This is a genomic window from Nocardia spongicola (genome assembly GCF_047200775.1).
Lineage (GTDB): Bacteria > Actinomycetota > Actinomycetes > Mycobacteriales > Mycobacteriaceae > Nocardia.
The window spans coordinates 1,153,929-1,167,068 of record NZ_JBJZOO010000001.1 but is presented as its reverse complement, the minus strand read 5'-3'; the positions used below and the strand labels follow the sequence as shown (position 1 = coordinate 1,167,068).

The window sequence follows — 13,140 nt, the reverse complement described above, 5'->3', positions numbered from 1 at the left end:
GGGGGCGGGGGCCGCCGCCCCGCCCGTACTCGGGAGGGTGCGGCGAATCAGTACCGGTCTACGGTCGGTGGCTGCGGGCTCTGGTATCCCGAGAGACCGACGGTCGACTCGAACGCCTTGTTCCAGGAGCCGTCGGCGATCATCTCCTCGAGCGCGTCGTTGACCTTGTCGCGGAGTTCTTGGTCGCCCTTCTTCACACCGATGCCGTAGTTCTCCGTGGTGAACGGCTCCCCGACCACCTTGAACGCACCGGGGCTCTGCGAGGCGTAGCCGGCCAGGATGATGTCGTCGGTGGTCATCGCGTCCCACGACCCGGCGCGCAGGCCCTCGAGGCAGAGCGAGTAGGTGTCATTGGTCTGCAACTGGGTGTCGGGGAAGTTCTTCTCGATGTTCTGCGCAGGAGTCGAGCCCTTCACCGAGCAGACCTTCTTGCCCTTCAGATCGTCCGGGCCGTTGATATCGGTATTGTCGGCCCGCACCAGCAGCGATTGCCCCGCCACGTAGTACGGACCAGCGAAGTCGACCCGCTCCTTGCGCTTATCGGTGATCGAGTATGTGGCGACGATGTAATCGACCTGCCCGTTCTCGATCAGCGTCTCACGCTGGCCGGACGGGGCCTCCTTCCAGGTGATGTTCTCCGGTTCGACGCCGAGTTTGCCCGCGATGTACTCGGCCACCTCGATATCGAAGCCGCTGTAGGAGCCGTCCTTGTTGCGCAGGCCGAGACCCGGCTGATCGAACTTGATGCCGATGGTGAGCTGCCCGTCCTCGGCGTGCTCCAGTGCGGATTTATCGTCGCCGCCACCACATCCGGTGACGGTGGCGGTGGCGAGCGCCAGGGCGATCGCCCCGATCCCGAAGCGCAGGGCACGGTTGATCCTCATCAGTTTTCTTCTTCCTATCGGGGGGGAACTGACAGCTGGGTCCGGCAGATCAGTGGCTCAAAATCTTGCCCAGGAAATCCTTGGCACGCTCGGATTCCGGGGCGGTGAAGAAAATGTCCGGTGATGCGTCCTCCACTATCTGTCCGTCGGCCATGAAGAGCACGCGGTCTCCGGCCCGGCGGGCGAACCCCATCTCGTGGGTGACAACAAGCATGGTCATCCCGTCCTTGGCCAGCGACACCATGACCTCGAGCACCTCGTTGACCATCTCCGGGTCCAGCGCGGAGGTCGGCTCGTCGAACAGCATGACCTTCGGGTCCATCGCCAGTGCGCGGGCGATGGCGACGCGCTGTTGTTGCCCGCCGGAGAGTTGGGCAGGGTATTTATCCGCCTGGTTCGCGATACCGACTCGGTCGAGCAATTCCATGGCGCGGGTGTGCGCGTCGCTTTTCTTCATTCTGCGCACCTTCACCGGTGCGAGCATGACGTTCTCCACGATCGTCTTGTGCGCGAACAGGTTGAACGACTGGAACACCATGCCGACATCGGCGCGCAGCGCGGCCAGCGCGCGGCCTTCGGCGGGGAGCGGGACACCGTCGATGGCGATATCGCCGGAGTCGATCGGCTCCAGCCGGTTGATGGTGCGGCACAGTGTGGATTTACCGGAACCCGAGGGGCCCAGCACGATGACAACCTGTCCTCGGGGGATCTCCAGGGTGATGTCCTCGAGTACATGCAGGTCACCGAAGTACTTCTGCACATTACGCATCGAGATCATCGGCGGCACGCTGGTGGCGGCGCCGGTGTCTGCGGCGGAAGCGTCCCCGGTCGTGTCGGGTGCGTCGTCGTCGGTCATGGTCATCGACCTTAAGCAACAAACGGGGATTTGCCCTAGTTTTGACGACACACCATCCCGACGCGCCGGTTCCGACACATGAGCGTAAACTTTCGTCTCGCTGCGCGCTCCGGGCACAGACCGCCCGAGGCCTGCGCCGATACCGGCGAAACCCGCCGGAGGCGGCCCCGTACCCTGAATGGGTGGATTCGATCGGACAGGCAGTGTTGGCTACCCCGCCCGCCGAGGGCACAACACGCAGCTACGAGGTCCGCACCTTCGGTTGCCAGATGAACGTGCACGATTCCGAACGCTTATCGGGCCTACTGGAGGACGCGGGATACGTGCAGGCCGCGCCGGGGGCGACGGCCGATCTCATCGTGTTCAACACCTGTGCGGTGCGTGAGAACGCCGACAACAAGCTCTACGGCACGCTCGGTCACCTCGCCCCGATCAAGGCGAGCAGTCCTGGTATGCAGATCGCCGTCGGTGGCTGTCTGGCGCAGAAGGACCGGGACACCGTGGTGCGCAAGGCTCCGTGGGTGGATGTGGTCTTCGGCACGCACAACATCGGTTCGCTACCGGTGCTGCTGGAGCGGGCACGGCACAACCAGGAAGCCCAGGTGGAGATCCAGGAGTCGCTGGAGGCATTCCCGTCCACGCTGCCCGCCCGGCGTGAGTCGGCCTATGCGGGGTGGGTGTCCATCTCCGTGGGCTGTAACAACACCTGCACTTTCTGCATCGTGCCCGCACTGCGCGGCAAGGAGGTGGACCGCCGCCCCGGTGATGTGCTGGCCGAAGTTCAGGCACTGGTCGAGCAGGGAGTGCTCGAAGTGACGTTGCTCGGCCAGAACGTGAATTCCTATGGCGCGTCGTTCGTCGATCCGGATCAGCCACGTGACCGCGGCGCGTTCGCCAAACTATTGCGTGCCTGCGGCAGCATCGACGGTTTGGAGCGGGTCCGCTTCACCTCACCGCATCCGGCCGAGTTCACCGACGATGTGATCGAGGCGATGGCGGCGACTCCGAACGTTTGTCCGCAACTGCATATGCCGCTGCAGTCCGGGTCGGATCGGGTACTCAAGGCGATGCGCCGCTCCTACCGTAAGGCCCGCTATCTCGGGATCATCGACAAGGTGCGCGCCGCGATGCCGCATGCGGCGATCACCACCGATATCATCGTCGGCTTCCCCGGCGAGACCGAGGAAGATTTCCAGGAAACCCTGGATGTGGTCCGTCGGGCGCGTTTCACCAGCGCTTTCACCTTCCAGTACTCCAAGCGGCCGGGTACGCCCGCTGCGGATATGCCGGACCAGCTGCCCAAGGCGGTGGTGCAGGATCGGTACGATCGGCTGATCGCGCTGCAGGAGGAGATCTCCCTGGCCGCCAATCAGGAGCTGATCGGTAGTGCGGTGGAGTTGCTCGTGGCCGATGGCGCGGGGAAGAAAAACGCCGCGACCGCCAGGATGAGTGGCCGCGCCCGCGACGGCAGACTGGTACATTTCCGCCCTGGCGGTACCGTTGAGCCGATCCGCCCCGGCGATCTGGTCACGGTGGATATCACCGGCGCGGCTCCGCATTACCTCATTGCCGACGCCGAGGTGAGAGCGCACCGCCGTACCAGCGCCGGTGACGCGCACGAACGGGGCATCACACCGAAGACCGCGCCGATCGGCGTCGGGCTCGGCCTGCCTCGCATCGGCGCACCCGTCGTGGAACCAGTGGCCGCGGGCTGCTCGACCGGCTGTGGCGCATGAATACCGACCCGGATGACGACAGCGATGCGACGCGCGGCGCGGAAAAAGCACACTCCGCGTCCGGCGCCGACAATGAACGAAACGAGGATTCAGTGAATTCGGTCGAGAGCACCAGCGATTTCGAACAATTCCGTGCTGATCTCGATGCCGTCGAGCGCAGGATCGCCGGCGAGATCGATCCGGGCATACGCGCCGTTGTGGTCGCGGGCGCGGTATCCCTGCTGCTGGTATCGCTGGCACTGCCGCATGCGGGTGCGGCGCGTGGTTTCGATGTGCTGCTGAACACCGATATCAACCGGATAGAGCACATCGGGCTTCCTTCGCGGATCTTCGTATGGTTCCTGATGGTCTTCGGCATCGGATTCTCGACATTGGCGCTGATGACCCGGCGCTGGGTGCTGGCCTGGATCGCCGTTGCCGGTAGCGCCATCGCCAGTGTGTTCGGTGTCCTGTCGATCTGGCATCGCCAGACCCCTGGTCTGGATAATTACCAGGGAGCAGGCCCTGGCATCGGCTTGATCCTCGGCACCATTGTGGTGATGGTGCTCACCTTCCACTGGATCCGCGTGGTGTGGAGCCGTACCGCGCTGCATTTGGCCGCCGAAGAGCAGCGGCGTAACGCCGCGGCGGCTGCGGAGGAGCGCAATCGGCGTCGGTTCACCGGGGAATCCTGATCCCGGCTCGGTATCGCCGACAGCGGGTCCGCTCCGGTCTGGAAGCGGGCCCGCTGCCGGCTGTGATCACCTGACGTTCGGCCTCAAAGGTTGCTGACCGCACCTTCCGCGGCTTCGGCCCACTCACGCCATTGTTTGGCCTGTTCCAATGCCTTCTCCGCATCGCGGGTATTGCCCGCGGCGCGCGCCTTGGCGGCCTGCTCCTCGAACTGGGTCACCCGTTCCCGGAATTGGGCGGCACGGGCCATCGCCTCGGGGTCGGTGCGCCGCCACTGCGCATCGGCGGCTTCGCGCACCCGCTTCTCGATGGCACGCAGTTTGCCTTCCAGTTCCTGCACGCGTTCGCGGGGCACTTTACCGATAGCGTCCCACTTGTCCAGGAGTTCGCGTAGCGCGCTGCGTGCCGTCTCCAGATCCGCGGCGGGGTCTATATGGGCGTAAGCGCTCAGCAATTCCTCCTTGGCGGCCGCGTTCTGCTCGAACTCGGCGTCGCGCTCGGAGACGGCGGCGTTGCGTGCGGCGAAGAAGACATCCTGCGCGCTCTTGAAGCGCCGCCACAGCGCTTCGTCGGCCTCGCGTGGTGCTCGTCCGGCAGCTTTCCACTCCACGAGGAGTTCACGAAACACACCCGCCGTGGCTACCCACTCGGTGGAGCCGGACAGTTCCTCGGCCCGCTCGCATAATTCCTCTTTGCGTGTTTTCGCGGCAGCGCGTTCGCGATCCAGCTCGGCGAAATGTGCGCCGCGGCGACGGTTGAACGCCTCCCGCGCCTTGGAGTAACGCCGCCACAGTGCGTCATCGACCTTGCGGTCCACCCCGCGGATGGATTTCCATTCCTCGAGGATCTCGCGCAGCCGATCACCCGCGGCTTTCCATTGCGTGGACTCGGCGGCGATCTGCTCCGCCTCGGCGGCCAGTGCCTCCTTGCGCTCGGTGTGCTCGTGGCGGGTGCGTTCTTTTTCTTCCTTGGCGTGCGCCGCCGCTTCTTCGGAGTGTTCGGCGATGGCCTGCAGGCGCTTGGCCAGGCTGTCGATATCACCGATCACGGCGGCGGTCGGTAGCGATTCGGCCAATGCGAGGGCCGCGGCCTTGGTCTTGCGCGCATCCGCACCCGCGGCCAGCCGGGCTTCCAACAAGCCGACCTGGGTGGCCAGATCGTCGAACCGGCGACCGAAGTGCGCCAGCCCCTCGGCGGCGTCACCTGCCTGCCAGGAGCCGACCTGGCGTTCGCCCTCGGCGGTTTTCACCCATGCGGTGCCGTCCTCGTCGACCCGCCCCCACCGGCCGGGATCGGAGACGACGGGCACGACGACGGGATGCGGGTGTTGCTGGGCCGGGCCCGGAGCGGGTTTGACCGCGTGCGGCTTGGGCGGTTGAATCGAGCTGCCGGGTTTCGGGGCACCGGAAGTGCGCGGCATCTTGCCGGGGCCGGCTTTCGCGGTTCCGTTACTGTCGGTCATTTCTCCTCGTCCCTGCCGCGCGTCACGGCTGCCTGGCTACGCACTAGCTCACCCCATTCAACCCGGTTCGAGCCGTTGTGACCATTGATCCTTGCCTTCCCGCGAGGAATCCCGGGGATCCAACCCTCGATGACCTGGGTTGTAGCTCCTCGAACACTATCAATCCCGACTGTATTTGCGGCAGAGACACTCGAAGCCGGACAGCTCGAAGCCGGACAGTTCGATGTTGTACTTCCGAAGCGAGAGAGGACCGGTGCGCTCGGTAGCGGCTACGGTTACCACGTGTTCTCCATCGCCGCCCTTGTTCCCACACCACCTGTCCTGGTTCCCGAATTGTGCGGCGGTGTGGTGGACACAGTGGGAACAGATGATGTCGACCCGCGCGTCGCGTTACGGGGCGCTGTGCTGGCCACGGTGCGTACCTTCGCGGCTGTGGCCGAGCAATGGCTGGTGATCGGTACGGGTGCCGTCGGAGCAACGCTCGGCCCGGAGACCGTCGGGACGTTCCGTGGTTTCGGTGCTGACATACGAGTCGGGTTCTCCGCTGCCGCGGTTACCGGGGCGGCCGGGGCCGATCCGGAGCTGCCGCTCGGCGCGTTGGTCGCGGGCTGGTTACGCGGGCAGGTCGCCCCAGACGCCACCGCGGTGGCGCATATCGTGCCCGCGGACGCGTCGCCGCGGCATTGCCAGGAACTGGGGGCGAAGCTGCGTGTCGAGCTGGACGGCACCGCTGTGCCCTGTGGTGTGCTCGTGGTGGCGGACGGCGCGGCGACCTTGTCCGCGACGGCTCCAGGTTATTTCGATGAGCGGGCCCGAACGGTGCAGGACGGGCTCGACCATGCCCTCGGTACGGGCGACCTGGCCTGGCTTCGAACGCTCGATCCGGAGTTGTGCGCCGCGTTGGCGCTCGCCGGTCGGCCTGCCTACCAGGTGTTGGCGGGATTGTTCCGCGCTGACCCGGTAGTCGAGACGTATTACCGGGATGCGCCGTTCGGGGTCGGCTATCACGTGAGCTTGTGGCGTCGCGCGGAAGGCGACGTCTCGTGACACAGGAAACCCCGGGTGCGAACCAGGGAATCTCCCGCGTTCAGGCGGGAGAAGAAGTCGAGGATTCCGGTATCACGCCGATCGCGGTGGTCGGCCCGACCGCGACCGGCAAATCCGATCTCGCCCTCGAACTGGCCGAACGACTCGACGGCGAGATCGTGAACATCGATGCGATGCAGCTCTACCGTGGTATGGACGTGGGCACCGCGAAGTTGTCCATCGCACAGCGGCGCGGCATCCCGCACCACCAGCTCGATGTACTCGAAGTCACCGAAACGGCATCTGTCGCGGCCTACCAGTCGGCCGCGGGCGCGGATGTCGCCGCGATCATGGAGCGCGGGCGGGTACCGGTCATCGTCGGTGGCTCGATGATGTATATCCAGGCGCTGCTGGATCAGTGGGAGTTCCCGGCCACAGATCCCGCCGTGCGGGCACGGTGGGAAGCGGTACTCGCCGAGGAGGGAGTCGCGGCGGTGCACGCGGCGCTGCGTGCGGTCGATCCAGTGGCCGCGAACACCATCTTGCCCACCGACGGGCGTCGTATGGTGCGCGCGCTCGAGGTGGTGGAACTGACCGGTCGCCCATTCGCCGCCTCGGCGCCGGTGATCGGGCGGCCGCGCTGGGGAACGGTCCTGATCGGTGTCGATCGGGAGACCGCCGCATTGGACACCCGCATCGAGCGGCGTACCGCGGCGATGTTCGCCGGTGGCCTGGTCGAGGAGGTGCGTGATCTGATCGGGCGTGGGCTGCGTGCGGGCGTCACAGCGCGTCGTGCCATCGGCTACGCCCAAGTCCTGTCCTATCTGGACAACGAATACGATCTGGACCACGCGCAGGAGCGCACCCTGATCGGTACCCGGCGCTACGTACGCAGGCAACGCTCCTGGTTCCGGCGCGATCCCCGGGTGCGGTGGGTGGATGGCGCCGCGCCCGATCTGACGGAGCGGGCGCTGGCCGTACTCGACGAAGCGGAGACGGTATAAGGCGCGCCCCGCGGCTGATACGGGGAGGCTACCGTCGATGGAACAGGAACACTGTGGCGTGAGGTCGGAGGATCCCAGCCCTTTCATGGCGGGCAGGAAGTCGCGATATGGTGCATGTTCCGATGGGTGGCCCGGCCGGTTCGCTGGAGGCGCGCTCGGCGGTCGTAGTGGCGCGCTATGGAATTGCCCGGCAGCGCCGGACGTTTGCCGAGTGATCACACGACCGAACGGCCAGGCGACCCGATACCGAGAGGAAGGCAGCACACGTGCCGGACATCGAGTTCACCAAGGGGCACGGTACCCAGAACGACTTCGTACTGCTGCCGGACCCGCAGGCCGCACTGTCGCTGACTCCCGCGCAGATCAGCGCGCTGTGCGATCGTCAGCGTGGGCTGGGTGCCGACGGTGTGCTGCGGGTCGCGCGCGCCGGTGCGCTGCATGCTTCCGGTGTGCTCGCCGAGATCCCGGAAGGAGTCGGCACCGAGGACTGGTTCATGGACTATCGCAACGCCGACGGCTCGATCGCCGAGATGTGTGGTAACGGCGTGCGGGTATTCGCTCACTACCTGGCGGTATCGGGACTGGAGACCCGCGACAGTTATGTCGTCGGTAGTCGCGCCGGTGCGCGCCCGGTCACGGTGCACGCCGGAGACGCGGTCCACGGGGACGTCACCGTCGGCATGGGGCAGGTGCGGGTACTAGGCGAATCCATGGCGACCATCGCGGGCTGGGCATTGTCCGGGATCGGCATCGACGTCGGCAACCCGCATCTCGCTTGTGTCGATCCAGGATTGTCCGCGGAAGCGCTCGGGAAGCTCGATCTGACCGTACCGCCCGGCTTCAACCCCGACCTGTTCCCGCACGGAGTGAACATCGAGATCGTTACCGCCCTCGATGCCGGGCACTCGGTCGATATGCGAGTCTACGAGCGCGGTGTCGGCGAAACACGGTCGTGTGGAACGGGAACCGTGGCCGCGGCCGCTGCCGCGCTGGCCGCCGAGGGCTTCCGGATCGCCGAGGACACCGGTCGGGTCAAGGTCCGGGTGCCCGGTGGTGAGCTGACCGTCGCGCTGGAGCAAGGCGCGGCGTGGCTACGCGGACCATCGGTCCTGGTGGCGACCGGCAGGCTCGCTAGCTCCTGGTGGGATGGCCTGCACGCCGCGTGACCGCTGGATAATCGGGTGCGGCCTGCGGTGATGTCATGGCAGCATGGATGGTGTATGAGCAAATCAGAGACGTATGAATTCACCCCGGCCGACCGTTCCGCCGAGTCGGCCGCGGATGCCGTGACAACGGATGCCGAGGAGCCGGGCATCGTGAGCGATGACGTTCGTTCCGAGTCCGTGGTTCGACGCGAAGGTTCGGGCTGGTCGACCGACCCCACCACAGGTGAGCTACAGCTGGCGGACCGTAGCTCGCTGCGCCGCGTCGCGGGTCTGTCCACCGAACTGGCCGATATCACCGAGGTCGAGTACCGGCAGTTGCGCCTGGAGCGGGTTGTGCTGGTCGGTGTCTGGACCACGGGGACCGCCATGCAGGCGGAGGCGAGTATGGCCGAGCTGGCAGCGCTGGCCGAGACCGCGGGCTCGGAGGTGCTGGAGGCATTGATCCAGCGTCGTGATCGCCCCGACCCGGCTACCTACATCGGTTCGGGTAAAGCCGACGAGCTGCGTTCCGTGGTGCTGGAAACCGGCGCCGATACCGTGATCTGCGATGGTGAGCTGACCCCGGCGCAGCTGACCGCGCTGGAGAAGGTCGTCAAAGTGAAGGTGATCGACCGGACCGCGCTGATTCTGGATATTTTCGCCCAGCACGCGACCTCCCGCGAGGGCAAGGCACAAGTGTCGCTGGCCCAGATGGAGTACATGCTGCCGCGCCTGCGCGGCTGGGGTGAGTCCATGTCCAGGCAGGCCGGTGGTCGTGCGGGCAGCAACGGTGGCGTCGGTCTGCGTGGTCCGGGTGAGACCAAGATCGAAACCGACCGTCGGCGCATCCGCGAGCGTATGGCCAAGCTGCGCCGTGAGATTCGCGATATGAAGACCGCCCGCGACACCATGCGGGCGCGCAGGAACTCCAGCGGTACTCCCGCCATAGCGATCATCGGCTACACCAACGCAGGCAAATCGAGCCTGATGAACTCCCTCACCGGCTCCGGCGTGCTGGTGCAGGACGCGTTGTTCGCCACCCTCGATCCGACCACCCGCAGGGCCCAGCTGGAGGACGGACGCGAGGTGGTCTTCACCGACACCGTCGGCTTCGTTCGCCATCTGCCGACTCAGCTGGTCGAGGCATTCCGCTCCACGCTGGAAGAGGTCACCGGCGCCGATCTGCTGCTGCACGTGGTGGATGGTTCCGATCCGCTTCCCGCCGAGCAGATCAAAGCCGTGCGTGAGGTGGTTACCGACGTGATCAAGGAGTCGGGTGCACCGGCCCCGCCGGAATTGCTGGTAGTCAACAAGATCGATGCGATCGGCCCGACGGACCTCACTCATCTGCGCGCACTGCTGCCGGACGCGTCGTTCGTTTCCGCACACCGCGGGCAGGGCATCGACGCGCTCCGGGCGCGGCTCGCCGACCTGCTCGGTGAGCTGGACGTGGAGATAGGGGTCTTGCTGCCGTATACGCGCGGTGACTTGCTCGCTCGAATCCATGCCGACGGTCGCATTCTGAGCTCCCATCACGAAGAGGGCGGCACTCGTGTTCGCGCGCGCGTGCCACATGCCCTCGCCGCCGCCTTGGCTGAGTACGCGCATGCGGGCACGGCCGACGCGGGAGGGACCGGCGAATACTTCTCCGCGTAGCGGCGTCGGCTCGATGAGCCGGTAGAGCGTGTCGAGCCGACGCCGCTCGCCATAGGGATATCCGATGGGGTGTGGCCTTTTTCACATACTGCCGTGACATGCCGCACGGTATGGTCTCTGGCGGGGCGATGACATGCGAGTTCGTGTCTGCCGCCCCGGTCCGGCGAGTGCTCCGATCGATCGGTAGCGGGAATTTTGTCGTGCACTGAGCACATTCCGTGTGATGCAGTCGATTTCGTTACGCTATCGTCGTCGAATCGACACAGGAGGGTTTATGTCGGACGTGCGCCCCGATTTCGGTACTCGGCATTCCGGTGCTGTGGACACCATCGATCCAGTACTCAGTGACGGTGCGCCGTTGTCGGTTTCGCTGACCGACACCGACCTGCGGCTGATCGACGCCGTGCTCGCGCCGCTGCGGGTATGGACCAGCCCGCGTTTCTACGGCCTGGAGAACATTCCGGCCGATGGACCGGTGCTGCTGGTCGGTAATCACAATCTGATGGGCGGCATCGACGCTCCGCTGCTGTTTCCCGAGGTGCTGCGCCGCCGCGGTCGCACCATCCGAGGTCTTGCCGAGAATGTGCTGATCAATGCTCCCGGTGTGCGTCACCTGTTACACCGCTTGGGTACCGTGCGTGGGACCAGGCCCAATTGCCTGACCTTGCTCCGGCGCGGTGAAACGGTCATCGTCTTCCCCGGTGGCGGTCGAGAGGCGGTGCGCCGCAAGAACGAGAAGTACGTGCTCAAATGGGAAGGCCGCAGCGGTTTCGCGCGCATGGCCATCGAGGCGGGTGCCCCTATCGTTCCGGTCGCGATGATCGGCGTCGACGACGCCTACGACATCGTGCTCGACGGCGCCCACCCCGTCATGCGGCCATTGCGCTGGACGGTGGAGGCGCTCGGACTGAGTCCTGATCTGACCCCTCCGCTGCTCCGCGGTATCGGCCCCACCGTTATCCCACGGCCGGAGCGCTTCTATTTCTCTGTAGGCGCACCGATCGATCCCGCGCCCTGGCTGGATGCCGACGATGTGGATGTGGCCGCTGTGGAGCTTCGCGATGTGGTGCGTAAGGCGCTGGAGGAGGAGATGAAATTCCTCTTCGCGGAGCGGGAACGCGATGAAGCCCGCACCTTGGTCGGGCGTGCGCGTAACTGGTTGAAACGCTGACAGCTACTCAGGCCTTTCTACGTCGCAAAAGTGTGCCGCGGTTTCGGGTGGCACGGCTGTTCGGCACCTAGAAGTGAACACAGATTCTCATTCCGGGTACGGTATGGGGGCAACGACTGGTCGGTGTGGACCGGCCGGTGTGGTCACTAGGAGGTTGGTGTGGAGCGCACATTGTTCGAACCCGAACACGAGCTGTTCCGGGAGTCGTTCCGCAAATTTCTCGATCAGCATGTCGCGCCGAACCATGCGCAGTGGGAAGAACAGGGCGTCGTCGACAGGGCAGCCTGGCTCGAGGCAGGTAAACAGGGATTTCTTGGTATGGCCATGCCGGAAGAGTATGGCGGCGGCGGGGTGGAGGATTTCCGCTACAACACCGTCATCGCCGAGGAGATAGTGCGCGGCCAGTACTCCGGTATCGGCTTCGGATTGCACAACGATGTGGTCGCGCCGTATCTGTTGGCGTTGGCCAACGATGAACAGAAGCAGCGCTGGATGCCCGGTTTCTGCTCCGGAGAGATCATCACCGCGATCGCGATGACCGAGCCGGGCACGGGCTCCGATCTGCAGGGCATCAAGACGCGGGCGGTGCGCGATGGTGACGATTGGATTCTCAACGGCGCCAAGACGTTCATCACCAACGGCATCAATGCCGACCTCGTGATCGTGGTCGCGCAGACCGATCCGGACAAGGGCGCGATGGGCTTCAGCCTGTTCGCGCTGGAGCGCGGCATGCCCGGCTTCGAGCGTGGCCGCAATCTGGACAAGATCGGCCTCAAGGCCCAAGACACTGCCGAGCTGAGTTTCACCGATGTGCGGGTGCCCGGCAAGAACCTGCTCGGCACCGAGGGGATGGGCTTCATCCATCTCATGCACAACTTGCCGCAGGAGCGTCTGTCCATCGCTGTCGTCGCTGCCGCGGCGATGGAGTCCTGCCTGGATATGACGATCCAGTACGTGCGGGATCGCAAGGCATTCGGAAAGCCCATCGGCGCACTGCAGAACACCCGTTTCGTGCTCGCCGAACTGGCTACCAAGACCACAGCGGTGCGCCTGATGGTCGACAAGTTCGTCGAGATGCTCAACGCGGGCACATTGACCGCTGAAGATGCCGCTATGGCCAAATGGTGGAGCACCGAGGAACAGCTCGATCTGATCAACCGCTGCTTGCAATTGCACGGCGGCTACGGATTCATGAGGGAATACCCGATCGCCAAGGCCTATACGGATGCCCGCATCCAGACCATCTACGGCGGCACCACCGAGATCATGAAGGAGATCATCGGGCGCAGCCTGAAACTCTCCTGAGGAAGAATCCCGGCTCGGGCGGGCGGCGTCGTCTGCCCGAGCCTGCCGTGCCGCGCCCGCCGAGGTGCCGGTCTCGATCGGTCGCGCCGATGGTTTTCGCCGAGTAGCAGTGCCGGGGAAGGCCGGGCCAGGATTGCGGCGCTTCGGCGGGCGAAGAGGTCATTCGCTCTTTTCCGGAGCATCGGCGATTTCCGCCGCTGCGAGTGTGCCCGGGAGTAGCCTC

At 65.4% G+C, this 13,140-nt stretch carries 11 protein-coding genes; 8 read left to right on the top strand and 3 right to left on the bottom strand.

Features of this window, described 5'->3' with window-relative positions:
- Window positions 1-47: 47 nt before the first annotated feature.
- Both ACL02S_RS05035 and ACL02S_RS05030 read right to left on the bottom strand, forming a co-directional pair.
- Window positions 48-884: a glutamate ABC transporter substrate-binding protein gene (locus ACL02S_RS05035; RefSeq protein WP_412801060.1), complete on the bottom strand. Its 837-nt coding sequence runs from the start codon at window positions 882-884 to the stop codon at window positions 48-50.
- Window positions 885-933: 49 nt separating this feature from the next.
- Window positions 934-1,662: an amino acid ABC transporter ATP-binding protein gene (locus ACL02S_RS05030; protein WP_412801112.1), complete on the bottom strand. Its 729-nt coding sequence runs from the start codon at window positions 1,660-1,662 to the stop codon at window positions 934-936.
- A gap of 260 nt (window positions 1,663-1,922) precedes the next feature.
- Here ACL02S_RS05030 and miaB point away from each other — a divergent pair, with 260 nt between their 5' ends.
- Together miaB and ACL02S_RS05020 are read left to right on the top strand one after the other, a co-directional pair.
- A complete protein-coding gene (miaB, locus tag ACL02S_RS05025) occupies window positions 1,923-3,476 on the top strand; it encodes a tRNA (N6-isopentenyl adenosine(37)-C2)-methylthiotransferase MiaB (protein ID WP_412801059.1) in 1,554 nt (517 codons plus the stop codon).
- Complete coding sequence (locus tag ACL02S_RS05020) at window positions 3,473-4,150, top strand: Rv2732c family membrane protein (protein WP_412801058.1); 678 nt, start codon at window positions 3,473-3,475, stop codon at window positions 4,148-4,150. Before miaB ends, ACL02S_RS05020 begins: the two co-directional genes overlap by 4 nt.
- A gap of 83 nt (window positions 4,151-4,233) precedes the next feature.
- Here ACL02S_RS05020 and ACL02S_RS05015 read toward each other — a convergent pair whose 3' ends face one another.
- On the bottom strand, window positions 4,234-5,610 hold the full coding sequence (locus tag ACL02S_RS05015) for a DUF349 domain-containing protein (protein WP_412801057.1): 1,377 nt from the start codon (window positions 5,608-5,610) through the stop codon (window positions 4,234-4,236).
- Between the two features lie 282 nt (window positions 5,611-5,892).
- On the opposite strand from ACL02S_RS05015, the gene ACL02S_RS05010 reads away from it, so the two are divergent.
- From ACL02S_RS05010 to ACL02S_RS04985, 6 genes are all read left to right on the top strand, one after another.
- Window positions 5,893-6,657, top strand: a complete 765-nt coding sequence (locus tag ACL02S_RS05010; protein ID WP_412801056.1) for a class III extradiol ring-cleavage dioxygenase family protein — start codon at window positions 5,893-5,895, stop codon at window positions 6,655-6,657.
- A 71-nt stretch (window positions 6,658-6,728) separates the two neighbouring features.
- Window positions 6,729-7,640 carry a tRNA (adenosine(37)-N6)-dimethylallyltransferase MiaA gene (gene miaA / locus ACL02S_RS05005; RefSeq protein WP_412801111.1) on the top strand — a complete coding sequence of 304 codons (912 nt, stop codon included), beginning with the start codon at window positions 6,729-6,731 and terminating at the stop codon, window positions 7,638-7,640.
- Between the two features lie 275 nt (window positions 7,641-7,915).
- Complete coding sequence (dapF, locus tag ACL02S_RS05000) at window positions 7,916-8,806, top strand: diaminopimelate epimerase (protein ID WP_412801110.1); 891 nt, start codon at window positions 7,916-7,918, stop codon at window positions 8,804-8,806.
- 54 nt (window positions 8,807-8,860) lie between these two features.
- Window positions 8,861-10,441, top strand: coding sequence for a GTPase HflX (hflX, locus tag ACL02S_RS04995; protein ID WP_412801055.1), 1,581 nt, complete (start codon window positions 8,861-8,863; stop codon window positions 10,439-10,441).
- Window positions 10,442-10,715: 274 nt separating this feature from the next.
- Entirely contained in the window at window positions 10,716-11,612 is an 897-nt protein-coding gene (locus ACL02S_RS04990; RefSeq protein ID WP_412801054.1) for a lysophospholipid acyltransferase family protein, read from the top strand.
- A gap of 159 nt (window positions 11,613-11,771) precedes the next feature.
- The gene (locus ACL02S_RS04985) at window positions 11,772-12,917 is read left to right on the top strand and encodes an acyl-CoA dehydrogenase family protein (protein WP_412801053.1); all 1,146 of its coding nucleotides are present in this window, start codon (window positions 11,772-11,774) and stop codon (window positions 12,915-12,917) included.
- The last annotated feature ends 223 nt before the right edge of the window (window positions 12,918-13,140 follow it).

Bases quoted from the DNA above. Each gene is read 5' to 3' on its own strand.
- ACL02S_RS04990 (WP_412801054.1), top strand. From the start codon at position 10,716: ATGTCGGACGTGCGCCCCGATTTCGGTACTCGGCATTCCGGTGCTGTG.
- ACL02S_RS05035 (WP_412801060.1), bottom strand. From the start codon at position 884: ATGAGGATCAACCGTGCCCTGCGCTTCGGGATCGGGGCGATCGCCCTG.
- ACL02S_RS05020 (WP_412801058.1), top strand. From the start codon at position 3,473: ATGAATACCGACCCGGATGACGACAGCGATGCGACGCGCGGCGCGGAA.
- ACL02S_RS05015 (WP_412801057.1), bottom strand. From the start codon at position 5,610: ATGACCGACAGTAACGGAACCGCGAAAGCCGGCCCCGGCAAGATGCCG.
- ACL02S_RS05030 (WP_412801112.1), bottom strand. From the start codon at position 1,662: ATGATCTCGATGCGTAATGTGCAGAAGTACTTCGGTGACCTGCATGTA.
- hflX (WP_412801055.1), top strand. From the start codon at position 8,861: ATGAGCAAATCAGAGACGTATGAATTCACCCCGGCCGACCGTTCCGCC.